The organism is Limibacillus sp. MBR-115 (assembly GCF_040549425.1).
GTDB lineage: Bacteria > Pseudomonadota > Alphaproteobacteria > Kiloniellales > CECT-8803 > Limibacillus > Limibacillus halophilus.
The window spans coordinates 45,243-69,533 of record NZ_JBEPTJ010000003.1; the positions used below are offsets into that span (position 1 = coordinate 45,243).

The window sequence follows — 24,291 nt, forward strand, 5'->3', positions numbered from 1 at the left end:
GATGCGACACAAACGCGTGTGGTGTCGCCTCATCCTTTTGTCGAAGCTTGTTGAGTTGAGTTGCCTTTCCTAGACTGCGGCGACAGAGCTTGACCAAAAGACGGCAACAGGAAGTCCAAATGAAATGAGTAACGGCATTCCCCCTAGCCTGGGCACCTACCCTGCTACACGCCTACGCCGCAATCGCAAAGCCGCATGGCTCCGGCGGCTTGTCGCTGAGAATCGCCTGTCCGCGGACGATCTCATTTGGACCGTCTTCGTGGAGGAAGGGAACGACCGCGAAACCGAGATTCCCTCGATGCCGGGTATTCGGCGTTACACACCCGACCGCTTGGTAAAAGCAGCAACCGAGGCGGTAGAGTTGGGCATCCCAGCCGTCGCCCTTTTTCCCTACGTCGAAGGCGCCCGGAAAGACCCGACCGGGCGCGAGGCCATTAATCCAGAGAACCTGATGTGCAGAACCGTACGGGCATTGAAAGCGGCCCTGCCAAACCTGGGTATCATCTGCGACGTGGCTTTGGATCCTTACAACAGCGACGGTCACGACGGCCTGCTCCGCGATGGCCAAGTGCTGAATGACGAAACAATCGAAATTCTCTGCCAGCAGGCGATCGTCCAGGCGGCTGCCGGTTGCGATATCATTGCCCCCTCGGACATGATGGATGGACGCGTCGCCGCGATCCGCAGATCACTGGACGAAGCCGGACATGGAAACGTTGGCATCATGAGTTATGCGGCGAAGTACGCCAGTGCCTTCTATGGCCCCTTCCGAGATGCAATCGGTTCGGGCGGTTACCTCAAGGGCGACAAGAAAACCTACCAGATGGACAGCGCTAACAGCGACGAGGCATTGCGCGAGGTGGCCCTGGATATCGCCGAGGGAGCAGACATGGTCATGGTAAAGCCGGGCCTCCCCTACCTTGATATCGTCCAACGCATCAAAGCCAACTTCGGCATACCAACCTTCGCCTACCAGGTAAGCGGCGAGTACGCCATGATGAAAGCCGCCGCTCAGATGGGCTGGCTAGACAATGACAGGGTTATCTTGGAAACATTGCTGGCCTTCAAACGAGCCGGCTGCGATGGAATACTCACCTATAGCGCCGTTGAGGCTGCCAGACTTCTCAGAACGGCGCCTTAGCAGATCGGAAAAACCCTACAGTTATTGGTTTTTCTGGAACCCGCTTGACGCTAGTCTAGGGGTCCACGGTTAAATGCAGCAGGAGGTTATCATGTCGCTACGGCTCGGCGATACCGCTCCCGATTTCACTCAGGATTCAACCGAAGGCCCAATCTCCTTTCACGAGTACCTGGGTAATAGCTGGGGTGTTCTCTTCTCGCACCCAAAGGACTTCACACCCGTATGCACGACGGAACTCGGATACACGGCTAAACTGATGCCGGAGTTCGCCAAGAGAGGTGTAAAGGTGATCGGCCTAAGCGTCGATCCAGTTTCCGACCACCGGACCTGGGCCAACGATATCGAGGAAACCCAAGGTACGAAGCTGAACTTTCCCCTGCTGGCGGATCACGACCGCAAGGTTGCCGACCTTTATGACATGATCCATCCGAATGCCAACGACACGCTTACGGTTCGTTCGGTCTTCGTCATCGATCCGAACAAGAAAATTCGGCTGACTATCACCTATCCAGCTGCCACCGGACGCAATTTCGATGAGATTTTACGGGTTATCGATGCCTTGCAACTAACCGATAAGCACAAGGTTGCGACGCCGGTAAATTGGAAGCATGGCGAGGACGTCATCATTGTGCCGTCGGTCAGCAACGACGACGCAGCAAAGATGTTCCCCAACGGGTGGGACGAGAAAAAGCCGTATCTCCGCATCGTGCCCCAACCGAAAGGGTGATGGCGACGGTTGACGGCAGGCCTTAACCGCGTAACTGCTTGAAGAAGGCTGAAATTTTCTGATCGTGCCAAGGCACCATCGCCTTTGCGGCGTGGAATCCTACGTGCCCTCCGCCGTCTGCTAGCAAGAGGCGTAAATTGGGGTAGGCCTGCCAATCAACGTACCTATAAGGTTCAACGGGAATCCAAGGGTCGTCGACGGCCTGCACAAGCAACGTCGGTGTCTTGATCGACGGTAAAAACACGACCGCCGAACAGCGGATGTAGTAATCCAACGCCCCGTCGAAGCCGTTCGCCGGCGCCACGATGCGATCATCGAAATCATAGATATCCCGCACTGCTTCAAGAACCTGCAGCCTATGACCATCCAAGCCGCCCGGTGAAGCGAGTAGCTCCCGCTTCATGTTACGCAGTAGCCAGTAGTGATAAACTCTGTTGCGCGGCATCATAAGGCACTGCTGACCGGCCCTTAGATCAATGGGCGCCGATACCGTCGCGGCTGCCGTTACCGACCACTCGCTCCCCTCTTCCGCCAGAAATTTCAGCAGTACGTTTGCACCTAGCGAGAAGCCGACGAGAAACAACCCGGCTTGAAAAGCCTTGGGCTCAAGCGCCTGGAATGCGCGCAGCGCGCCATCGATATCCGCGCTGCGACCAGCATGGTACTGCTGGCGTGCCAGTGCCCGGCCAGGTCCGGCACCCCGAAGATTTAGCCGCAGTACAGCGAATCCCTGGGTGAGCAAAAATCGCGCCGTGGCCCGCAGGTAATAAGATTCTTGGGAACCGGTCAAACCGTGAATCAGCACCGCCAGCGGGCCGCTTGCCGGGGCGGCAGGGTGAAAACTTCCGAGCAAATGATCGCCGGTGCCGTCATCGAGGTCGAGCTCGACCTGGCGGCACGGCCAGGCGGACAGGTCAGCGGGTCGACCAACAAGCAGGTTCCGAACCGTCTGCAGGTCGCCGGTCAACCAGGGCAGCCTCGGTTTAAACGGTTCAGCAAGGTTTTCGGGCGTGGTGATCTGCTTCATCGCGAGGGTATAGACCGAAGTACGCTTTCAATCCAAGAGGTACACCGTCATTCGGCTCGCTGGAGATAACAAATCCAATAGACCAGCGCGACCGAACCGCCGCCTAGAACGTTACCAAGTGTGACCGCGGTCAGGTTCGCTGTGCTAGCGCCAAATCCGAATTCGCCGCCCGCCAGCGTTCCCATGGAGAAAAAGTAGAAATTTGCAACCGAGTGCTCAAACCCAAGGGCCACGAAAGCGGAAATTGGGAAGACGATAGCAAATACCTTGCTGACGACTTCGCGCGCGGCCATGCAAAGCCACACGGCCATACACACCAGCGTATTGCAAAGAATGCCCAGGAAGAACGCCTCTGAAAGAGACAGAGCCGCTTTGGCTTCAGCAATTCGAACGGTTGTTTCGCCCAAGGCACCGCCCCCTAATCCCGATCCCCCGGCGAGAAAAAACAAAACTGCGCAACCAGCGGCGCCGAAGGCATTGGCGAGATAGACAATCCCCCAATTTCGAAAGACCTGCTTGAGCGTGATTTTTCCGCTGACCCAGGCCATGACGATGAGATTGTTTCCTGTGAACAGCTCCGCACCTGCGACGACAACCAGCACCAACCCAAGCGAAAAAGCCACACCTCCCAACAAGCGCGTCGGACCAAAACCCAGTGTGCTTCCGGTAATCGTCAGGCTGTAGAACATAGCCCCGAAGGCGATAAATGCCCCTGCAAGGAGTCCAAGCATCGCGGTTTGGACAATGGGCAGTTCTGCTTTCTTTACCCCCACACTCTCGACAATCGCGGCTACCTGCGCTGGAGGATAGGCGTCCAAAGGTAGAGGCGCTGTTGCCTCGGGCGGAGTCAAAGGCGCTGTCCCCGATCGATTTTCCGGCTGCGTTTCCGGCACCATGGAACACCCCTCCCTTAGCTTCATCACATCGCTTGAGGAGTATTATTCACCGCTCTTGTCACAAATGGCCTTGATGTGAATCAAAGAATCAGGAGGCGCATCAAGCGGCAACAACCGATGGCGCTCCGGGTCCATCGCTCAACTGTGCGGCCACGGGGTCATCCATGACCGTCACGAATGTCTCGGGATAGAACCCATTGAAACGGGTGGCGATCGCGTTCGAATATGCGCCGATTTGATCAATCTCGATCCAATCGCCCTCCTTCACGTCGACCGGCAGATGGAAGGCCCCGGGTACGACATCGACTGAATCACAGGTCGGGCCCATCATTCCATAGGTTTGGAATTCATTGGCCGTGCCGCCTTCCAAACGAACCAGCCGTGCCGGAGGCCGCATGTCGCTGGTGGTCAGTTCCTGGAGGCTACCGTAAATTCCGTCGTTGATATAAAGCTGATCGCCCTTGCGAAGCTGGACCTGAACCAGAAGGGATACACCAGTTGCCACCAAGGCCCGGCCCGGTTCGCAGAAAACTTCCACCGTGGGCGGCAACTTGATACGGCGCAGCCCTTCGCGCACCGCGTCGATGTATTGCTCAAGTGGCGGCGGCTCCATGTTTGCGTAGCGGGCAGGGAATCCCCCTCCGACGTCCACGCACTGCGGCACTATACCCGCCTCTGCAATGACACGCCCGACCATCTCCAGCGACGACGTGTAGGCGCCTGGATCCATACATTGGGAGCCGACATGGAAAGCGATTCCCACTTCCATTCCCAGTTTCTTGGCCTTCTTGAGCAAGGCAACGCTCTCGGCCTCACTTGCACCGAACTTGCCGGCAAGATGGAACAATGTGCCTTCGGCTTTCGGAGTGGTCATACGAACCACCGCTATGACATTGCGCCCCTTCTCTGTTTCCTCGTAAAGCTTCTGCAGCTCGTCAATATGATCGACGACATAGTGACGAATTCCATAAACGCGGTAGGCCATCTCGATGGCTGCCCGGGTTTTCACCGGATGCATGAAATAGGAATGCGCATCCTCATAGGCCTCACAAATCTGAGCAATTTCGGGCAGAGATGCTGTATCGAAATGCCGGATTCCGCCTTCATAGAGCGCCTCCAGCACGCGGGTGTGCGGGTTGCATTTTACCGCATAAAGAACATCTCCGGGGAACAGCTTGATGAAACGCCGCGCATTGCGAACCAGAACTTCTGGACGCACGCAGTAAACTGGATAGCTGGGTTTAAGCTCCCGCACAACCGAAGCTATGTCAGAGAAGACCCTATCGCCCTTTGCCAAATTTAACCCCTATTCGCCTGCGGTGTACGAAGATCTTCAAGCGACAATACGCCCTGGCCAGAGCCAAGGAAACCCCACCTGCAAGGCCATTTGAAATGGTTCGCTTACACAACACCTGTAGCTCAAGCCGAGCGGCGTTGCTCACTTTCACTTGATTTTCGGCTTGCCAAGCCACGCGCGGCCTTCAGCAGTGCCTTGACGTCACTGCTGGCTGCAATCCGTCTGTCGGACGCATAAGATTCATGATTGGCCTCCATGCTTTCCGGCAGATAGCGATAGTTCACCATGATCCCATGAGATTGCCGCAATCCCTTGGTGGAAACATCGCCGCGCCAATTGACCCGCTCAAGCCTGGCGCCGTTGCGTAGGTGGAATCGAGCAACTGGGTCGATCGGCTCCCGGTTGTCCCGGCGCTCTTGGAAATAGGCCGCAACCAGACGCATCATGGGCTCTTTGAGGGACTTGCAAAGCTTCCTGTCATCCGACCAGCCATTGCGCGACAGCAACGCGCGCAATGCTACCGCTGGGTCTGATTCCGACGCAGCCTCTGTCAGCTTGCCTGAGTCGTCACCAACCGCGGCCCGTAGCAAGTCGTCATCAACTTTCGCCAGCCAACGCGCAAAGCCCGGGACCGGCGAAAGCGTGGCGAAAGTCTTGATATTCGGCTGCTCGGCGCTCAAACGGCGCACCGCGCATTTAATCAGGAACTCGCCGAAGGAAATTCCTTTCAGACCGGCCTGAGTGTTGGAGATGGAATAGAAAATTGCCGTGTCCGCCTGGGAGGGATTGGCAAGTGGCGCTTCCTCATCCAAAAGGTCCTGAACCGACTCCGCGAGACCGTCGTGCAGCGCAACCTCCACAAACGCTAGTGGTTCTTCAGGCATGCGGGGGTGGAACAACGCATAGCAACGGCGATCAGAATCCAAACGGTTGCGGAGGTCGTCCCAAGAGCGAATTTCATGGACGGCTTCATAGGCAATCAACTTTTCCAACAGAGCCGCGGGAGAACTCCAGGATATCTGCTCCATATCGAGGAAACCGAAATCGAACCAACTAAGGAGTAAATCTCGAAAGTCAGCATCCAACGCAACCAACGCCGGGGTCGGGTTTGTTTCCGCAAGCAGATCGGCTCTGAGGTCAACTAAAAATTTAACACCATTATCTAATGCACTGAATTTACGCAATAATGCAGAACGAGAAGGAATCAATGATTGGCGCAGTTCATGGGCGGCCCGATGCCGCTCCGCCTCGTCAACCGCAGCCTCAAAAGCCGCGGTAGCTTCCTTTACTTTCGCATAATCGACGCCGAAATCCTCCGCCAGGACCTGCCGGAAACACGCCCGGCCCGCAGGGTCGGCCTCCAGATAGACCCGGCCAAGCTCCGCTGCCTGCATACGCGCCGACACCTCGCCTCCCTTGGCGTCCAGGCATTCACGCATAAATCGCCGCAACGCCCGGCGATCAGTTGGCGGGAGCAGTGGTTCAGGCAGGCCGATTGTCCGGGCTGCGGAATTAGCGACATCGCGCCAGGCGCCCGTCAGGTTCGATAGCGCCCTTTCTATCACCGTCTGCCTCTGTTCCGCCGCAGCCATTCATTCGTCTCCTACATCATCGTTTCATACTATAACCAGCATGTAGGGTCGCATCGGTGCCATCGCCATGGGCAAAGCTCAGATTCCCGGCCCCATGAGATAGGTCGGCAGCCACAGCGCAATTTCAGGGAAGATGCATAGCAGAACAATGCCCAACACCATGCAGAGCATGAAGGGCAAGGCGCCGAGCAGGATTGTCTGCAGCTTCACTTCTGGCACTATGCCATTGATAACATAGAGATTTAATCCCACTGGCGGCGTGATAAGTCCAATCTCCATGTTGATTGTCAAGACGACCGCAAACCAGATCGCATCAAAACCGAGGCTCTCCACGATGGGCAGTAAGGTAGGCGCGGCCATTAGAATCACCGCAACCGGTGGCAGGAAGAACCCGGCCACGAGCAGGAAGAGATTGATGCAGCCCATCAACAGCCAGCGATTGATTTCCAGGTCGCCCACCCAAATCGCCAGAGATTGGGTGATGAAGAGAACGGACATCATGTAGCTAAAGAGATCGGCAGCAGCGATGATCATCAAAATCATCACTGACTCGCGCATCGAATCCTGGAAAATCCGCCAGATCGCCTTGCGGTCCCGCATTTTATAAATAATGACGACCAGCAGCAGGCAGAACATCGCACCGACACCCGCCGCTTCGGAAGGAGTCGCCACGCCACCGTAAAGAACCCAGAGAATGCCAACGATGATCGCCAGGAAAGGACCGACTTTGGGCAGCATCTCCACTTTTTGCTTCAAGCTGTAGCGAAGACCGGGCTCGATGAATTGATATCCATGGCGCCGCGCCGAGTAGAGCCCCCAGAGAATGAAGAGCCCCGTTAACATCAAGCCGGGCATCAGGCCCGCAAGGAACAGCCGCCCAATCGAGGTTTCGGTGGCGATGCCGTAAACGATCATAGTAATCGATGGCGGGATCAGGATGCCGAGTGTCCCGCCTGCGGCAATAGATCCGGTTGCAACGGAATCCGGGTAGCCGCGCTTGCGCATCTCCGGGATGCCCATCTTGCCGATGGCAGCACAGGTGGCCGGCGACGAACCGGAAAGCGCCGCGAAGATTGCACATGCGCCAAGATTGGAGGCCATTAAACCGCCTGGCACCCTGTAGAGCCAACGGTCCAGCGCCTCGTAAAGGTCGGCCCCTGCCCGCGAAGAAGCAATGGCCGCCCCCATCAGGATGAACATAGGAATCGATAGCAGCGAGAAACTGTCCAGCCCGCCATAAAAGATATCAGCGACAAACGAGAGGGATCCCAATCCATCGAAGATGGCGAGAAACGCGAGGGCGACTATGCCCAAGGAAAATGCCACCGGAGCGCCAGTCAAAAGGATGACGACGGTGACAACCGCGATGAGCGCGCCAATCTGCAGTTCACTCATGACCTTTGGCCTCCGCTGTCATGCCGAAAGGCGCTTCACGACCAGTGATCAGCGCCAGAATATCCGCAACGTATTGCAAAGCTACCAGTCCCAACCCCACGGGAATGGACAGGTAAGGTATCCACAGGGGCGGTGACCAAACGGTCTCGGCTCGCCAACCATTGGTCAAAGCTTCCAGCCAAAGCTCGAAACCGACATATCCGACGATCGCGCAGAAAGTCAGGGATAGGAGGGCAGCAATCAACGCCAGGGCCATGCGCGCACGATGGCCAAGATAATGTGGCAACAAGTCGACATTCACATGCCCCTTGGTCAACAGCACATAAGGGCTGCCGATGAACGTGGAGCCAATCACCGCAAATGTAACGAACTCATGCTGCCAAATTGCCGACGCCTCAAGGATGTAGCGAACGATCACGAGATGGCAGACTGCCAGCACCGCTGCAAGTAACAGGAGTACCGAGACAACGCCACATATTCGAGAAATCGTTCGTACTCCGGCGATGAAGCTATCCATGCCTTCCCCCAGATTCCTGAATCAGAAGATCAAAAGGACAAAGGCACAAAGAGGCGCGGCCAGTCCTGGCGCGCGCCTCCCTTGCCTTTTAAGCGCCCTTTACTGAACAGCCAGCGCCTTTTCGATCAGCTCGGCGCCACCGGGAACTTCCTCGGCAAAAATCTTGTAGGAAGATTTTTTGGCGACTGCCAACCAAGCATCGAAGTCGGCCTGCGTCATGTCACGAACTTCAACGCCTGCCTTCTTATAGGTTTCAACCAGCTCGTTATCCAAGCCCTTGGCCGCATCGAAGAAAAAGTCTTCTGCAACCTGACCGGCATCCATCAGCGCCTTTTGCTGCTCCGCCGTTAGTCCGTCATAAGACTTCTTGGACATCAGGATTGGCTCGTACATGAACCAGAGGGCATAGTCTCCTGGAGGCGTCAGGCACTTCACCTGCTCGTAGATTCGGTAGGAAACGAAGCTGCCCGAACTAGTGTTCGCTCCATCCAAAACACCAGTCTGCAAGCCGGTGTAAAGTTCAGAGCTTGGCATGGCGTTGATCGACGCACCGGCTTCGGCCAGCATTTGCTCGAAGGCCGGACCAGCGGCCCGCATTACCTTGCCCTGAGCGTCCGCAGGATTGGCGATGCAGCTGTCCTTGCCGACGAAACCGCCCGCAAGCCACGCATCTGAAAGAACGACCACGCCCGCGTCGTTAATGATCTTTTTGATGTCGGCCATGAAAGGCGAATCGTTCAAACGTTTCGCATGATCATGGTTTTTCACCAAGCCAGGCATCAGGGTTGAGCTAAACTGCGGATGCCTGCCGCTGGCGTAATCCAAAGGGAACGCCGAAATATCGAGCTGATCCTTGACCATCGCATCCCACTGCTGCTTTGCCTTGAACAGCGAGCCACCGGGATAGATCTGAATCTCTAGACCAACGTTGGCTTTTTCCACTTCGCGCGCGATGATCTGAACCATCTCGTCACGAACGTCACCCTTCCCACCAGGCCACTGATGCGAAGCCTTCAATTTGGTTTGAGCTTGGGCAGAACCGATTGCCATCGTACCGGCAACAGCCAGGCCCATTAGCCCTAACAATAGCTTTGAAGATTTATTCATTGAGGTTTCCTCCCGCCTCGGTTTGATCGTGCTCCGGGCTATCCCGGATTTTTGCTTGGATCGTACGTCCTTATTATTGGCAGCTTCTTGCACAACACTGCCTTTCGAACATGAACGGTATACTGCTCCAGGCATACTGTCCAGTCTTGTATACAAGAAACACTTTCTTGCATTACAGGTTCCTGATAAGCTCCTTCACGAAAGGTGGTGACGCAGCATGAGCAGTGTGAGTACGACTCCGAAACGAACGGCCGACATTGTGCGTCGAACGTTGGAATCTGAGATCGTATCCGGCGCCCTTGGCCCTGGAGAGCGCCTCGACGAAACCGTGCTGGCTCGGCGTTTTGAGGTTTCACGCACTCCTGTCAGGGAGGCCCTCATGCAACTGACGTCGGGTGGATTGATTGAAATGCGTCCCCGCCAGGGAGCGATCGTCGCAACCGTCACCGCCAAGCAGCTTTTCGAAATGTTCGAGGTCATGTCCGAGTTGGAGGCACAATGCGCCAAGTTCGCTGCGCGCAGAATGACCACGACCGAACACGAAGCGCTCCGCAATGCCATCAAGGCTTGTCAGGCGGCCGCGGATAAAGGATCGGCGGACGCGTACTACGACGCCAATCGGTCCTTCCACGAGGCCATCTATGCGGGAAGCCATAATAGTTTTCTCGAGCAGCAGACTACAGCGCTGCGAAACAGGTTGTCAGGCTATCGCCGTATTCAACTGCACCGCGGCGCGCGCATTCTTTCTTCGCTGAATGAACACAAACAAGTCCTGGCCCATATTCTGGCCGGTGACGGCGACAGCGCCTCATCCGCCATGCGCGGCCACGTAATGATACAAGGTGACGGCTTCATCGACCTCCTGTCGAGCCTGAACCTGGGCGACAGCGCCCAAAGCCGCGTCGGCACCTGATCCTGCCCGACGGCCAAGACCCCCGCCCTATCGAAAAGGCTGAAGAACCCATGAGCGATAATCTTTACGAGCTATTTCAATCTCGCTTTCCGGCTGACCGCAAAAACTGTTTCATCGAGACCGCCGACGGCGCGAAGTACAGCTACGCCGACCTCGAGGATATCTCCGGGCGTTTTGCACGTTTGTTGCAGGACCGTGGCGTAAGGAAGGGCGACCGGGTCGCCGTGCAAACGGAGAAGTCGCCTGAGGCTGTATTCTTCTACCTCGCTTGTTTGCGGGCCGGCGCAGCTTATCTGCCCTTGAACACTGCCTACACCAAGTCGGAAATCGCATACTTTCTCGGTGATGCGGAACCGGCATTAGCTTTGTGCCGCCCCGAAAGTGAGGCTGAGTTCACCGAAGCCGCCGAGAACGCTGGCGTTGGGACCGTTCTAACTCTTGGCGCTGACGGAAAAGGCAGCCTGACCGAGGCAGCCAGCGGCTTGACACCTCTGAAAGGATGCGTCTCTGCCGACGCGGGAGACTTAGCCGCAATTCTTTACACCAGCGGAACAACAGGCCGGTCCAAAGGCGCCATGCTGAGTCATCGCAACTTGGGTTCGAACGCACTGGCACTGCACCAAACCTGGGGATTCAGACCGGGCGACGTCTTGCTTCACGCCTTGCCGATCTTCCACACTCATGGACTATTTGTCGCGACAAATTGTCTGCTTTTGAATGGCAGCAGCATGCTATTTCTAAACAAGTTCGATGCAGACAAGGTCGTAGAGTTGCTGCCACGGGCGACCGTTATGATGGGCGTACCGACATTCTATGTCCGGCTTTTGGCTCACCCAGATTTCGGACCCGATGCCTGCAGGAACATGCGTCTGTTCATCTCCGGTTCAGCGCCCTTGCTTGAGGAAACATTCCAGCAGTTCAAGGAACGTACCGGGCACAGCATTCTGGAACGCTATGGCATGACGGAAACCGGCATGAATACATCCAACCCGCTGGAGGGGGAACGACGCGCAGGCACCGTGGGATTTCCCCTGCCGGGCGTAGAGGTACAGGTCCGCGGCGAGGATGGCGGTCTTCTTCCTTCGGAAAGCGTGGGTGTGTTGGAAGTCCGAGGCCCGAACGTCTTTTCAGGATACTGGAGAATGCCCGAGAAAACCGCCGAGGAGTTTCAGCCAGACGGCTTCTTCATAACCGGCGACGTGGGGAAAATCGATGCCCGCGGATACGTTCATATCGTCGGGCGCGCCAAGGACCTGATCATCTCCGGCGGATATAACGTCTATCCCAAGGAAGTGGAACTGGTGATCGATGCGCTGCCCGGTGTCGGCGAATCGGCCGTTATCGGGCTGGCACACCCTGATTTCGGGGAAGCTGTTGCGGCTGCCGTGACCCTGGACGGCTCCGCCGAGGTTGATGAAAAGGCCGTCATCGACGCCTGCCGCCAGCAACTGGCCAATTACAAAACGCCTAAACGGGTGTTCGTCGTCGATTCCCTCCCCCGCAATTCGATGGGAAAGGTGCAGAAGAATCTATTGCGCGACGCTTACAAGGACAGCTTCACAGCCTGATAGCCAAGCAGGCCACCCGCCCGGCAAAAGAACTTTGAGGAACAACGACACGATGAGTGAAACATTGAACATCAATCTGGACCCGCGCCTGCTGGCGAACGAGCTTTCGAGCTTGCATCTGATCAACGGTGCACTCGTACCCGCGACATCCGGGGAAACCTTCGATGTCATCTATCCAGCGACACTGGAGGTCATTGGCAAGGCAGCAGCCGGTGACCGGGACGATGTCGTGTCCGCAGTTGCCGCCGCTAAAGCCGCTCAGCCCGGCTGGGCCGGCCTTTCGGCTCGCGAACGTGGCAAGCTCATAGTTGAATGCGGGCGTAGACTAACGGAGCACGCAGAGGAACTGGGCCGCCTGGTTGCACTGGAGACCGGGAAGGCGCTACGGACGGAAAGCCGCGTCGAGGCGTCGGTTCTGGCGGACGCGTTTGTGTTCTACGGTGGTCTCGGATCGGAGTTGAAGGGCGAGACCGTACCGTTTAGCCCAACGATGATGACCCTGACCCAACGGGAGCCAATTGGCGTTGTTGCGGCCATCATCCCCTGGAACGTTCCGATGATGTTAATGGCCTACAAGATCGCGCCAGCCCTGGTCGCGGGAAACACGGTGGTGGTCAAATCGGCGGAGGAAGCTCCCTTTGCCGTCTTGCGTATCTGCCAGATTATGAACCAGGTCTTACCCGCGGGTGTGTTCAATATTCTGTCCGGCATGGGCCCCGAATGCGGCGGCCCGCTGGTTGCCCACCCAGACGTCGGCAAGGTCACTTTCACCGGCTCGGTGGAAACCGGCAAGATCATCTATCGTGCGGCGGCCGAGAAGCTGATCCCTGTTACCTTGGAGCTTGGCGGGAAGAGCCCGATGATCGTCATGGCCGACGCTGATCTCGACAAGGCCGTGGACGGTGCTGTCGGCGGAATGCGCTTTACCCGACAAGGTCAGAGCTGTACGGCGGCGACCAGAATCTACGTCGAGGAGCCGCTTCGTGAGGCTTTTGTCGAGAAGCTGACGGCCAAGGTAAATAAACTCAAGATGGGCGACCCGCTGGACGAGGCCACAGACATCGGCACGATCGTCTCGCAGCAACAATATGAGCGTGTCACCTCCTTTATCGAGATTGGCAAGAAGGAAGGCGCTACCGCCCATGAGCTATCGGCACTGCCGCAAGCCGGCAGCGGGTTGGACAAGGGCTTTTTTGTGCGCCCCGTCGTTTTCACCAATGTCTCCGACGAATCCCGACTGACTCGCGAGGAAATCTTCGGCCCGGTCACTTGCGTCTACGGATTCAATGGTCTGGAGGAGGCCTTGAGACTTGCCAATGACAGCGTGTACGGCCTTGCCGCCACAATCTGGACGCGTGATCTGAAGACTGCCATGACCGCGACACAGCGCCTGCAAGCAGGATTTGTTCAGGTGAACCAGAACTTAGTGGTCATGCCGGGCTTGTCCTATGGCGGCATAAAGCAATCGGGCCTCGGGCGGGAAGCCAGCCTCGAGGCAATGCTAGAGCACTTCACGCACAAGAAGACTATTATCATTAACATGACCTGATCTTGGTGCGGCCATAGGGAGTAGTTTTGGCGACCCACCACAATAAAGGCTCTGGATTGAGACGTGGTGGCCTTTGGGTTGCGCGGGGCGTCGCTCTTGTTATGTTGCTGGCGATCATCGCGGCGTTGGCAATCCTCTTCTATCTACGAAGCGCACTTCCCCAAACCGAAGGGCGATTAGAGACGCCGGGCCTGCTGCAGCCCGTTGAGATATGGCGTGACGGGGATGGAATTCCGACGCTGCGGGCTCAGAACGAAACCGATGCTTATTTTGCTCTGGGTTTCCTGCACGCGCAGGACCGGCTCTGGCAGATGGATTCCATGCGCCGGATCGGTGCTGGCCGCCTATCCGAAGTGGTCGGCTCGGCAACTCTCAACCTCGACCGCATGATGCGTACTCTGGAACTTTACCGGGTCGCGCAGGCCATGTACCCGCGGCTCTCGTACAGTGCACAAGCCGCCCTAGCAGCCTATGCCAAAGGCGTTAACGCACAGCTTTCGACGAGACTTGCCCCCTTGCCGGCTGCCTTTCAAATCCTGAACTACGAGCCCGAGCCTTGGACGCCAGCCGATTCCATAGTCTGGGGGAACTTGATGGCGCTGCAGCTTTCGGGGGATTGGCGTGAAGAGATATTGAGGATGCAACTCTCCGGTCGGCTTGATGAAGCGGCCATCGATTTTCTCTGGCCTTCTGATTCTCCCGACTCGCCAACGACGCTCGAGAGCGCAGCGACCAAGGTGCGGACTTCTACAGCGGTTCTTGAGTCGCTTTCGAAGGCCCTGCCCTGGTCCCTGGGTCCAAAATCCGCTTCGAATTGGTGGGTTCTTTCCGGTGATCGTTCAACAACGGGCGCTCCGCTACTGGCCAACGACCCGCACCTGGCATTGTCAGCCCCCGGCACCTGGTATCTGGCGCGGTTGGAATGGCCGGGCCAGGTTCTGGCAGGCGTCACGGCCCCGGGCGTCCCCTTCCCGATTATCGCGCATAACGGCCGCATCGCCTGGGGGTTCACCACGACACACAGCGATACACAGGACCTTTTCATCGAACAGCTTAGTGCCGATGGCTTATCTTCCAGGACCGAGCAGAACTGGGAACCGCTGCAAATCCGCGAGGAGGTGATCGAAAGCGCAGATGGACCTCCTGTTACCATTCAGGTGCGGCGAAGCCGGCATGGAATTTTGATTTCAGATGCCGTATCTGAAGTTAAGGACATTCTGGACAGCCAAGTAGCGCTGGCTTTGTCCTGGCCTCTCTATGATCCGGAGAGCCGCAGTCCAGAGGCTTTCTACCGTCTGACCAAAGCTGCCGACCGGACCGAATTCTTGGACGCCATGCGCCTGATGTCCGTCCCCCAACAGAATGTGGCTTACGCGGACGGCGGCGGCGGTATCGGCTTCATAAGCGCTGGTTGGACTCCCATTCGACGATCGGGTGATGGAAGCCGTGCGCTAGCGGGCTGGAGCGCTGACAGCGGTTGGAATGGTTACATACCTTTCGAGGACCTTCCGCAAGTATTCAATCCAGAAGGCGGCACATTGATCAACGCCAACAATCGCGTTGCCGGAGACGGTTATCCTTATCTTTTGTCTCGATACTTCCCCGATCCGGCGCGCTTTGAACGGATAGCGGAACGTTTGGCGAAGCAGCAAAGCTTCAATCCAATGGAGGCCGCCGCCATCCAACTTGATATCCTCTCCATCACCGCGCGCGATCTACTGCCCCTTTTGCTTTCACAGCTATCGGCAAAAGATCGCCAGCGCCCAGAAATCACGGCGCTTGCGGCGTGGGATCATAAAATGAGCCGCGACCGTCCGGAGCCCCTGATCTTCGCAGCCTGGATGCGGCACTTAATGAGAGCCTTGATTGCAGACGAAGTCGGCACCGCTTTCGACGACCTTGCGCGTCCCGATCGACGGCTCATCTTACGTATTCTCGAGGGAGCCCCTGAATGGTGTGACGACGTTTCCACGCTCCACATCTATGAAGCCTGCACAGAGCAAGTTGCAACAGCGCTTGTGCAGTCACTAGACGAACTGCGATCACGGTTGGGCGGTGATTGGCGGCAATGGCGGTGGGGTCAGTTTCATCTGGCCCCATTCCAGCACCCGGTTTTTGGGCGCGTTCCATTAGTCGCCGATGCTTTATCCCTGGCAATCGAAACCGATGGCTGGGACGACACCGTAAGCCGGGGCGGTACTGCACTCGGTTGGTCCGATCCAAATCGCATGTTTCAACATCGGCACGGCGCCGCCTTGCGTGCGCTTTTCGATCTTTCAAACCTCGATCAATCGCTGTTCATGATTGCGCCGGGCCAGTCCGACAACCCGCTGTCGCCCTACTATGGCAATTTCGTCACTAGGTGGCGCGACGGCCATTATGTAAAACTGGTCGGCAAGACGACAGCGCAAGGTCCAGCTTTATTGCTCACTCCAGTTCAGTAAACATATAACTGCTACTGTCGAGAGACCATTCTGGAATTCGGAGCCCTGTTGAACCTTCGGCACGGTCAAACACTGCAACCAAGGGGTAGCCCCAATGCCTGTATCAATTGATGACATCAAAGCGGCTGCCCAGGTGATCAATGGACATATCCTACGCACGCCCGCAGTACGATCTCCGCGTTTGAGTGAGGAATTAAACTGCGACCTCGTCCTCAAGCTGGAGAACCTACAGGCCACGGGTTCTTTCAAGGAACGTGGCGCTATCAACAAGCTTTCCAGTTTGACGGCAGCCGAACGCAAGAAAGGCGTCATCGCCATGTCGGCGGGAAATCACGCCCAAGGGGTGGCCTATCATGCCCAACGGATGGGCATTCCCGCAACGATCGTCATGCCTGATTTCGCACCGATCACGAAGGTTGAACGAACGCGTTCCTTCGGAGCCCGCGTTGTGCTGAACGGCGATACGCTTGATGCCTCGGCCGTTGCGGCCCGGCAGATTGCAAAGGATGAAGGCCTCACCTTCGTCCACCCCTACGACGACGAACTGGTCGTTGCCGGCCAAGGCACAATCGGGCTGGAACTTATGGAGGATCACCCGGACCTGGAGATAATCGTGGTTCCCATCGGCGGCGGCGGTATCGTGTCGGGCATCGCCACGGCAGCGAAAGCCATCAAGCCAAGCATCCGGATTATCGGCGTCGAGGCAGAATTTTATCCGTCTATGTACCAGGCAATTCATAACCTGAATCCCATCAGCGGCGGACAAACCCTGGCGGACGGCATCGCCGTGAAAAATCCTGGCACGGTAACCCGCAGGATTATCGAGAATTTGGTCGAGGACATCATCCTCGTGGATGAAAGCGCCATCGAAAGCGCTATTCTTGCGCTGGCCGAGAAGCAAAAAGTCGTCGCCGAGGGCGCGGGCGCCGCGGGCATCGCCGCAATCCAAGCACACCCTCAACGCTTTGCAGGCAAGAAGGTCGCAACCATCATCTGTGGCGGCAACATTGATGTACGAATCCTTTCAGCCGTCTTGACCCGCGGCTTGGTGCGCGACGGTCGGATGGCCCGGCTTCGCATCGATATTTCCGACCGGCCCGGCGTGCTTGCCAAGCTTGCTGGCATCATCGGCGATGCCGGCGGCAACATCATCGAGGTTAATCACCAACGGCTGTTCCAGGACGTCCCGGTTCGAAATGCGGAGATCGACATCATCATCGAGACGCGTAACGCCGATCACGTGAAGGAGATCGTCGCCAGCATGCAGAGCGCCGGGTTCCGCACAAGGGTCCTTTCCACACGCTCCATTGACGAACCGGTGCGCTAGGGATCTCAAACGAGCCTCCTTCTCATTATCTTCACGGTTGTGGCAAACCCGGACTGGCAATAGACCGGTCGCGTCCCTAGATTTGGGCTGCAAGCGAATCCCCCCGCGAGGCCACCGAAGGATATACGATTAATGACCGCCCAGAGTACCGCCGCCGCTCCGGTTTTTCAGAATGTGATGGAGGCCATTGGCAATACGCCGCTCGTCCGCATCAATCATATCGATACCGGACCGTGCGAGCTCTACCTGAAGCTTGAGAACCAGAACCCCGGCGGCTCCATCAAAGACCGTATTGGCCGGTCAATGATCGAGGCGGCTGAAGCCGAAGGGCATATCAAACCCGGCGACACCCTGATCGAGGCGACCGCAGGGAATACCGGGCTGGGACTTGCACTGGTCGCCGCGCAAAAAGGTTACCGCCTTATCATCGTCGTGCCGGACAAGATGGCTCAGGAGAAGATATTCCACCTCAAGGCATTGGGCGCACAGGTCGTTCTGACCCGCTCGGACGTTGGTAAGGGCCACCCTGAATATTATCAGGACATGGCCGAGCGTATCGCCGCGGAGGAAGGCGCGTTTTTCGTCAACCAATTCGGCAACGCCGCAAACCCCCTTGCTCACGAGACAACGACCGGCCCAGAGATTCTTGCCCAAATGGATGGCAGGCTTGATGCCGTCGTCTGCGGCGTTGGATCGGCCGGCACTATTACCGGCCTATCCAACTTCTTTGCAAAGAATGCGCCGGCGGTGGAAATGATCCTGGCCGACCCGGAAGGATCCATCCTGACGAACTATGTCGAGACGGGTGAGATATCGAGCGATGTCGGTTCTTGGATGGTGGAGGGAATCGGTGAGGATTTTCTGCCGCCCATCGCTGACTTCACACGGGTGAAGAAGGCTTACACCATTGGCGATAAAGAGGCGTTTTTGACAGCCCGGGATGTCTTGGCCAGAGAAGGCATCCTTGCCGGGTCTTCGTCGGGCACCTTGATCGCCGCCGCGCTTCGGTACTGCCGTGAACAAACGGAACCGAAGCGGGTCGTCACCTTTGTATGCGACAGCGGCAACAAGTACCTCTCGAAGATGTTCAACGATTACTGGATGTTGGACCAGGGATTCCTGGAACGCGAACCGACCGGCGACTTGCGCGATCTTATCTCACGGCGGCATACGGATCGGGCCACAGTGGTAGCTGCGCCCGATCATACCCTGTTGATGGCCTATGGCCGTATGAAACTTTACGATATTTCCCAGCTTCCGGTGCTCGACGACGATGGCAAGGTTGTCGGCATTCTGGACGAGGAAGACATCCTGCTGAAGGTTTTTGGCGACGAGGCTCAGTTCAAGACGCCGGTCCGCGAGGCAATGACCAGCCAGCTAGAGGTCGTATCCGAAGACAGCCCCATTGGCGAATTGCTGCCTATCTTCCATCGGGGACATGTCGCCATTGTGATGAGCGGTCGGCAGTTTCTTGGCTTAATTACCCGTATGGACTTGCTTAATCACCTTCGTTTGAGGATGAGATGACAGAACAAAAAAAGCGACCAAACCGTCCTTCCTTTGCCACGCGGACCATCCATGCGGGTCAGAGCCCGGACCCCACGACCGGAGCCATTATGCCACCGATCTCGCTCTCCTCGACTTATGTTCAGGAAAGCCCCGGCGTTCACAAAGGCTTCGAGTACAGCCGAAGCCACAATCCTACCCGCTTTGCCTATGAGCGATGCATCGCAGATCTGGAGAATGGCGTTGCCGGTTTTGCCTTCGCTTCTGGCCTGGCATCGATAGCAACGGCTCTGGATATGTTGGATAGCGGAAGTCACGTGATCGCCATGGATGACCTCTATGGCGGCAGCTATCGCCTGTTTGAACGGGTTCGGCACAGGTCCGCAGGGTTGAACTTTAGCTACGTGGATCTCAGCGATATCTCCAAGCTTGAGGCAGCGATCCGCCCTGAAACAAAATTGATCTGGATAGAGACCCCCACCAATCCGCTCCTGAAGCTCGTGGACCTGGAAGCCGTCGCTGCCCTGGCCAAAAAGCACGACATCATCACGGCCTGCGATAACACCTTCTGCTCGCCCTACATCCAACGTCCCCTCGACCATGGCATTGACATGGTGATGCACTCGGCAACCAAGTACCTGGGCGGGCATTCCGATGTCGTTGGCGGGGTTCTGGTGGTCGGCGACCGCCCCGAGCTGGTCGAGAAGATGACATTCCTGCAAAATTCCGTCGGCGCGGTGCAAGGACCTTTTGACTCCTTCATGGTGCTCCGCGGTTTGAAGACACTTGCCTTGCGCATGGAACGTCATTCGAGCAATGGCTTGAAGATGGCAAAATTTCTGGAGAGCCGCGAGGAGATCGACAGGGTGTATTATCCGGGGCTCGACAGTCATCCGCAGAAAGCCCTGGCCAACCGCCAGATGACCGGCGGCGCCGGAGGCATGGTGACAGCGGTCCTGAAAGGCGGATTGCCGGCAGCCAGACGCTTCCTGGAAAGGGTCGAGCTATTCGCACTTGCCGAATCCCTGGGGGGCGTCGAGAGTCTGATCGAGCACCCAGCTATCATGACGCATGCGTCGATCCCCCCGGATCGTCGGGCCGCGCTAGGCATAGACGACGGTCTCGTCCGTTTCTCGGTCGGGGTGGAGGACGTTGACGATCTGATAGCAGACGTCGAACAGGCCTTGGCCTGACCGGATTTTCCCACTACCTATGAAAGATGATGCGTGGGATGAGAGATGGGCATTTACCGATGAAACTGCATTTCCCGGCCCGAACGGGCGATGCAGCCTGGGAAGGTGAAGCGCCCGACGCTCTTGAGCATCCGGAACTCTATGACGGGCTGGCTCTGCGCCGATCTCTGGCTTGGTTTTTGGACATGATAGTGCTGTTCTTTCTCGGCGTTACGCTATGGGGAGTGGTCGGGCTATTGACGGTGGCCTCATTCTTCGCCCTTACGCCTCTTACAGTACCCCTAGGTATTCTGATGGCTGCCTTCTTACCATTGCTCTATCACAGCTATTTCATTGGGAAGACAGGCGCATCTCCGGCGATGGCGCTGTTTGATCTCGAAGTACGCTCTTGGGACGGCAGTCCGGCGTCAATGGCTCAAGGCTTTCTCCACAGCGCTATCTTCTTCGCCACAGTCATGCCCAGCACCTGGTTGATCCTACTGGTCGCTTTCCTCAACACGAGGCGACGCTGCCTGCACGATTTTCTTGCCGGTACGGTGGTTGTACGGGCAGCAGGCTGCGCAGCTATCAAGCGTGAGGTGAGAGATAATGGCTGGCCCTGATCGCTTATCCGGCACCCAGCGCATCCAACCGCTACACATCTTGACCGAGACTCCTTGCCCCTACCTGCCCGGTCGAATGGAGCGCAAGGTTCTCACCGTGCTGGAGCCAACGGCCGCAACAACAGAGCTGTACAGCGAATTGTCACGGGCAGGGTTCCGACGGTCCCAGCGGTATGTCTATCGCCCGGCTTGCCGCAATTGCGACGCGTGCCGCCCGGTGCGCATCGACGCTTTGGGATTTGCGCCGACTCGCAGTCAAAAACGCATCATGGGCCGAAACCGCGACTTGAGAACGACGTTGGTGCTACCTGCTTCTACCGCCGAACATTTCGCGCTGTTCCGGCGTTATCTCGATTCTCGACATGATGACGGCGAGATGTCCGGGATGACGGCTAGCGATTACCGCAACATGGTTGAGGACACCCCTGTTAATACACAGATAGCGGAGTTTCGGACAAGCGGCGGAAAGTTGCTTGCCTGTCTGTTGTTTGACTGGCTCCAGGATGGTCCAAGCCTGGTCTATAGCTTCTTTGAGCCGGATGAAGAGAGGCGGAGCTTGGGAACCCAAGCGGTGCTCTGGGCGCTTTCTGAAGCACGGACGAGACACCTGCCCTTCGTCTATTTGGGCTACTGGATTCCAGAATGCCGTAAAATGGCCTACAAGGACCGCTTTCAACCACTCCAGGAACTTCGGGGCGGCCAATGGCGCCAAACCAAGCCCCCTCGTGATTGATCAAAGCACTACGGGCCCAACGTCCCCTCCGGGATATTGGACCCGCGGCTGATCAATACGACCCAAGGCCCCGTGTCAAAACCTCAGGAAATCAGAAGCTCAGGGACACATCGTTGTGGTGTGATCGGCAGGCGGCCACATCCAGCGCAATGTCATCCGGCAAGCGGCGTTGCTGACGCAAACCGAGGTTGTGCTTGATCGCGCCTTCATAGGCACTCAACCCCGACAACAGCGCTCCTTGTGCCTTCTGACGCCAAGCAACTTCGCCATCATAAGCTTGCAGCGCAGCTGCCAGCTGCTCCGCGACCTCCTGTTGATCGGTACCCTCCTTGCGAAGCTCCCGTCGCGCCTTAGATAGCTGCGATTTGATGTCGCTTGTGCCATCGATTTCATTGAGACGGCTTTCCAGTTCCTTCAAACGATCCTGGGCTTCTTCCGATGAACTGGAAGCCAACAGGTTTTCAAGCGCTGTCATATCATCGGCAAGAGCCACCAAGGCGTCGGTCTGGTCTATCTTAATCTTGATAGCTGCCACGGCCTCGTAAGAGCCGTCAGACGTCCGGCGATAAAGGTTGAGTTGCTTCTTGTGCTCATTGGCCAGCTTCACATAGGCCGCGTGCTTCTCTTCCCAGGTATCCGGAATGCTTGCCAAGGCCGTGTCGGACATAGCTTCCAACTCGGCGATCCTGCTCTTGATCCGCTCGATCCGTTTGGTGTTGGGTTCCTCGGCGCGCGAGATTCGCGTCAAGGTTTGGTTCAAATCGCTCAGTTCGTCTTTGATCTTGATAATGTCCGCCTGCGCGGCGCGCACACTGAGATGCAGGTCTTTGTAGTCGGGCAGGTAAGCGTCGATGGCGGATTGGGCCGCACGGACCGCCGCTACCCTCTCAAAAATCTCCGACGCCTTCTCCAGAGCTGCATTCAGATCACTCTGATCATCCTTGGTCAGCGCCCCGATATCAAGATTGCGCGCAGCTGCGATACTGGCGCGCAAGCTATCACCCTCCTCGTCATAATAGGTGAAGAGGTTCTGTTCTATGCAGGCCTGCAAACGCGGATTCAAAGGCGGCGGTGCGGTTTCGGACGTTAGGTAGACCCGGTTTGGAAGGTAATTCACCAAGCTTGGCAGGAACGCCACAATGACCAGCGCCACAAGCTGCAATCCGATGAAGGCCACTACACCCTTGTACATGTGCAACGTCTTAACGATGGGCGGAGCCACGCCACGAAGGTAAAAGAGAGCAAAACCGAAGGGCGGCGTCAAAAACGACGTCTGGATGTTGAGGCCAATCATTACACCCAGCCAGACCGCCGTGACATTGGCACCCGGATCGGCCAGGAGAATGGGCGCCACGATCGGCACCACAACAACCGCGATTTCGATGAAGTCCAAGAAGAACCCCAGGACAAAAATCACCGCCATCACAACAAAGAACTGTGCCCAGAAACCACCTGGTAAGCCGGTCAAGAACTCACGCACGAGCTCTTCACCACCAAAGGCGCGGAATGCGGCCGTCAACATCGCGGCGCCCAACAGGATGATAAAAACCATCGAGGTGGTCTTCGCGGTGTCGATCATCACTCCCTTAAGCGTGTCACCGATCTTGATTGTTCGCCAGCCGCTCCACAAAACCGCAAACAGGAAGACCGCGACGGCCACCAGAGCAAGAGAGACGCCTATGTAATCATCGCGCGTATCCATGCTCTTGATGTTCAGATCAAAATACGCCAACAGCACGAATATGACTATGAGCGACAAGATGGCGAGAATCGCCGGGATGTAGGCGCCTTTCTCCCCTTCCTTTAGTCGATAACCTGCCATGATCGTCGCACCAACGGCGCCGATGGCACCTGCCTGGTTGACAGTTGCGATACCAAGCAAGATTGACCCCAACACGGCGACAATAAGCGCCAGCGGCGGCACCAGCGACAACACCACATTGATGGCGAAGCGGGCGTCGTATTTTCCTTCATAATGGACTGCAGGCGCCAGCTTTGGCCTGATGATGGCGACGACCAGAATGAAGACCATATAGAGGCCGACCAACAAGATGCCCGGAATGAATGCCCCTAGGAACATATCGCCAGCACTGGTGGAAACCACATCCAGTTCGGACGGCATCGAGAATTCGCCAGTCGCTAGCTTGTAGGCTGCTTTGCGAGCCGTGCTTGCCTGATCCGAGGCGCTCGCCAACTGGTCGGCCAGGATGATAAGGACGATCGAAGGCGGGATGATCTGCCCGAGCGTACCGGAGGCTGCGATGGTGCCCGTCGCCAAGGCTTTGGAATAATTGTTGCGCAACATGGCAGGCAGAGAAATCAAACCCATGGCGACGACCGTGGCGCCGACGATCCCGGTTGTCGCGGCAAGAAGCGCACCCACAAACACAACGGAGATACCCAGGCCACCGGGTATTGGGCCGAACAACTGGGCCATGGTGACGAGCAGGTCCTCGGCGATCTTCGACCGCTGGAGCATGATCCCCATGAAAACGAATAGAGGAATGGCGATCAGAGTATCTCGTTCAACTTCCCAGTAGACGCCCCGGAAGTTGGTAACACCGGCACTCAGCCATTGGATAGGCCCGTCCTGCGTAAAGTACTCGGATGCATTTCCAGCAAAAAGGTATCCCGCCGCCGCCGCAGCGCCGATGGTCAGGATCGCCGACCCTGGCAAAGCAAAAGCCACGGGAAAACCCGATGCCAAAGCAGAGGCCATGATTAGGATGAGCAGAGCCAGGAAGAAAAGTTCCATGA

19 protein-coding genes are annotated in these 24,291 nt (G+C 57.0%); 11 read left to right on the forward strand and 8 right to left on the reverse strand.

Going from position 1 to position 24,291, the window contains the following annotated elements; genetic code table 11:
* Nucleotides 1-124: 124 nt before the first annotated feature.
* Together hemB and ABIE63_RS06985 are read left to right on the forward strand one after the other, a co-directional pair.
* The gene (hemB, locus tag ABIE63_RS06980; protein ID WP_354503742.1) at nucleotides 125-1,141 is read left to right on the forward strand and encodes a porphobilinogen synthase; all 1,017 of its coding nucleotides are present in this window, start codon (nucleotides 125-127) and stop codon (nucleotides 1,139-1,141) included.
* Between the two features lie 91 nt (nucleotides 1,142-1,232).
* Nucleotides 1,233-1,868 (forward strand): peroxiredoxin, encoded by a 636-nt coding sequence (locus ABIE63_RS06985; protein WP_183416548.1) that lies wholly within the window; start codon nucleotides 1,233-1,235, stop codon nucleotides 1,866-1,868.
* 22 nt (nucleotides 1,869-1,890) lie between these two features.
* Here ABIE63_RS06985 and ABIE63_RS06990 read toward each other — a convergent pair whose 3' ends face one another.
* The 7 genes from ABIE63_RS06990 to dctP form a co-directional block, all read right to left on the reverse strand.
* Nucleotides 1,891-2,835, reverse strand: coding sequence for an alpha/beta fold hydrolase (locus ABIE63_RS06990; protein ID WP_354503743.1), 945 nt, complete (start codon nucleotides 2,833-2,835; stop codon nucleotides 1,891-1,893).
* A gap of 107 nt (nucleotides 2,836-2,942) precedes the next feature.
* The gene (locus ABIE63_RS06995) at nucleotides 2,943-3,791 is read right to left on the reverse strand and encodes a formate/nitrite transporter family protein (RefSeq protein WP_354503744.1); all 849 of its coding nucleotides are present in this window, start codon (nucleotides 3,789-3,791) and stop codon (nucleotides 2,943-2,945) included.
* Nucleotides 3,792-3,891: 100 nt separating this feature from the next.
* The gene (locus ABIE63_RS07000; RefSeq protein WP_354503745.1) at nucleotides 3,892-5,088 is read right to left on the reverse strand and encodes a type III PLP-dependent enzyme; all 1,197 of its coding nucleotides are present in this window, start codon (nucleotides 5,086-5,088) and stop codon (nucleotides 3,892-3,894) included.
* Between the two features lie 122 nt (nucleotides 5,089-5,210).
* On the reverse strand, nucleotides 5,211-6,680 hold the full coding sequence (locus ABIE63_RS07005) for a malonyl-CoA decarboxylase (RefSeq protein WP_354503746.1): 1,470 nt from the start codon (nucleotides 6,678-6,680) through the stop codon (nucleotides 5,211-5,213).
* Nucleotides 6,681-6,758: 78 nt separating this feature from the next.
* A complete protein-coding gene (locus ABIE63_RS07010; RefSeq protein WP_183416544.1) occupies nucleotides 6,759-8,075 on the reverse strand; it encodes a TRAP transporter large permease in 1,317 nt (438 codons plus the stop codon).
* Nucleotides 8,068-8,592 carry a TRAP transporter small permease gene (locus ABIE63_RS07015; RefSeq protein WP_354503747.1) on the reverse strand — a complete coding sequence of 175 codons (525 nt, stop codon included), beginning with the start codon at nucleotides 8,590-8,592 and terminating at the stop codon, nucleotides 8,068-8,070. Before ABIE63_RS07015 ends, ABIE63_RS07010 begins: the two co-directional genes overlap by 8 nt.
* 99 nt (nucleotides 8,593-8,691) lie before the next feature.
* On the reverse strand, nucleotides 8,692-9,699 hold the full coding sequence (gene dctP / locus ABIE63_RS07020) for a TRAP transporter substrate-binding protein DctP (RefSeq protein ID WP_183416542.1): 1,008 nt from the start codon (nucleotides 9,697-9,699) through the stop codon (nucleotides 8,692-8,694).
* A gap of 217 nt (nucleotides 9,700-9,916) precedes the next feature.
* Between dctP and ABIE63_RS07025 the strand changes: the two genes are divergently transcribed.
* From ABIE63_RS07025 to ABIE63_RS07065, 9 genes are all read left to right on the forward strand, one after another.
* The gene (locus tag ABIE63_RS07025; RefSeq protein WP_354503749.1) at nucleotides 9,917-10,612 is read left to right on the forward strand and encodes a GntR family transcriptional regulator; all 696 of its coding nucleotides are present in this window, start codon (nucleotides 9,917-9,919) and stop codon (nucleotides 10,610-10,612) included.
* A 50-nt stretch (nucleotides 10,613-10,662) separates the two neighbouring features.
* Nucleotides 10,663-12,180 carry a malonyl-CoA synthase gene (locus tag ABIE63_RS07030; protein ID WP_354503751.1) on the forward strand — a complete coding sequence of 506 codons (1,518 nt, stop codon included), beginning with the start codon at nucleotides 10,663-10,665 and terminating at the stop codon, nucleotides 12,178-12,180.
* A 52-nt stretch (nucleotides 12,181-12,232) separates the two neighbouring features.
* Nucleotides 12,233-13,729 (forward strand): aldehyde dehydrogenase family protein, encoded by a 1,497-nt coding sequence (locus tag ABIE63_RS07035; RefSeq protein ID WP_354503752.1) that lies wholly within the window; start codon nucleotides 12,233-12,235, stop codon nucleotides 13,727-13,729.
* Nucleotides 13,730-13,785: 56 nt separating this feature from the next.
* A complete protein-coding gene (locus ABIE63_RS07040; RefSeq protein ID WP_354503754.1) occupies nucleotides 13,786-16,173 on the forward strand; it encodes a penicillin acylase family protein in 2,388 nt (795 codons plus the stop codon).
* Nucleotides 16,174-16,267: 94 nt separating this feature from the next.
* On the forward strand, nucleotides 16,268-17,500 hold the full coding sequence (locus tag ABIE63_RS07045) for a threonine ammonia-lyase (RefSeq protein WP_354503755.1): 1,233 nt from the start codon (nucleotides 16,268-16,270) through the stop codon (nucleotides 17,498-17,500).
* 132 nt (nucleotides 17,501-17,632) lie between these two features.
* Nucleotides 17,633-19,027 carry a pyridoxal-phosphate dependent enzyme gene (locus ABIE63_RS07050; RefSeq protein ID WP_183416536.1) on the forward strand — a complete coding sequence of 465 codons (1,395 nt, stop codon included), beginning with the start codon at nucleotides 17,633-17,635 and terminating at the stop codon, nucleotides 19,025-19,027.
* Entirely contained in the window at nucleotides 19,024-20,199 is a 1,176-nt protein-coding gene (locus tag ABIE63_RS07055) for a PLP-dependent aspartate aminotransferase family protein (protein ID WP_354503757.1), read from the forward strand. Before ABIE63_RS07050 ends, ABIE63_RS07055 begins: the two co-directional genes overlap by 4 nt.
* 59 nt (nucleotides 20,200-20,258) lie before the next feature.
* A complete protein-coding gene (locus tag ABIE63_RS07060; protein ID WP_354503758.1) occupies nucleotides 20,259-20,801 on the forward strand; it encodes an RDD family protein in 543 nt (180 codons plus the stop codon).
* On the forward strand, nucleotides 20,788-21,534 hold the full coding sequence (locus ABIE63_RS07065; protein WP_354503759.1) for an arginyltransferase: 747 nt from the start codon (nucleotides 20,788-20,790) through the stop codon (nucleotides 21,532-21,534). The genes ABIE63_RS07060 and ABIE63_RS07065 overlap by 14 nt, the downstream gene beginning before the upstream one ends.
* A 91-nt stretch (nucleotides 21,535-21,625) precedes the next feature.
* Here ABIE63_RS07065 and ABIE63_RS07070 read toward each other — a convergent pair whose 3' ends face one another.
* Nucleotides 21,626-24,289, reverse strand: coding sequence for a TRAP transporter large permease subunit (locus tag ABIE63_RS07070; protein ID WP_354503760.1), 2,664 nt, complete (start codon nucleotides 24,287-24,289; stop codon nucleotides 21,626-21,628).
* Nucleotides 24,290-24,291 lie beyond the last annotated feature (2 nt).

Coding starts and splice junctions, on each gene's coding strand:
- hemB (WP_354503742.1), top strand. CDS start 125: ATGAGTAACGGCATTCCCCCTAGCCTGGGCACCTACCCTGCTACACGC.
- ABIE63_RS06985 (WP_183416548.1), top strand. CDS start 1,233: ATGTCGCTACGGCTCGGCGATACCGCTCCCGATTTCACTCAGGATTCA.
- ABIE63_RS06995 (WP_354503744.1), bottom strand. CDS start 3,791: ATGGTGCCGGAAACGCAGCCGGAAAATCGATCGGGGACAGCGCCTTTG.
- ABIE63_RS07005 (WP_354503746.1), bottom strand. CDS start 6,680: ATGGCTGCGGCGGAACAGAGGCAGACGGTGATAGAAAGGGCGCTATCG.
- ABIE63_RS07010 (WP_183416544.1), bottom strand. CDS start 8,075: ATGAGTGAACTGCAGATTGGCGCGCTCATCGCGGTTGTCACCGTCGTC.
- ABIE63_RS07015 (WP_354503747.1), bottom strand. CDS start 8,592: ATGGATAGCTTCATCGCCGGAGTACGAACGATTTCTCGAATATGTGGC.
- dctP (WP_183416542.1), bottom strand. CDS start 9,699: ATGAATAAATCTTCAAAGCTATTGTTAGGGCTAATGGGCCTGGCTGTT.
- ABIE63_RS07025 (WP_354503749.1), top strand. CDS start 9,917: ATGAGCAGTGTGAGTACGACTCCGAAACGAACGGCCGACATTGTGCGT.
- ABIE63_RS07030 (WP_354503751.1), top strand. CDS start 10,663: ATGAGCGATAATCTTTACGAGCTATTTCAATCTCGCTTTCCGGCTGAC.
- ABIE63_RS07035 (WP_354503752.1), top strand. CDS start 12,233: ATGAGTGAAACATTGAACATCAATCTGGACCCGCGCCTGCTGGCGAAC.
- ABIE63_RS07045 (WP_354503755.1), top strand. CDS start 16,268: ATGCCTGTATCAATTGATGACATCAAAGCGGCTGCCCAGGTGATCAAT.
- ABIE63_RS07050 (WP_183416536.1), top strand. CDS start 17,633: ATGACCGCCCAGAGTACCGCCGCCGCTCCGGTTTTTCAGAATGTGATG.
- ABIE63_RS07055 (WP_354503757.1), top strand. CDS start 19,024: ATGACAGAACAAAAAAAGCGACCAAACCGTCCTTCCTTTGCCACGCGG.
- ABIE63_RS07060 (WP_354503758.1), top strand. CDS start 20,259: ATGAAACTGCATTTCCCGGCCCGAACGGGCGATGCAGCCTGGGAAGGT.
- ABIE63_RS07065 (WP_354503759.1), top strand. CDS start 20,788: ATGGCTGGCCCTGATCGCTTATCCGGCACCCAGCGCATCCAACCGCTA.
- ABIE63_RS07070 (WP_354503760.1), bottom strand. CDS start 24,289: ATGGAACTTTTCTTCCTGGCTCTGCTCATCCTAATCATGGCCTCTGCT.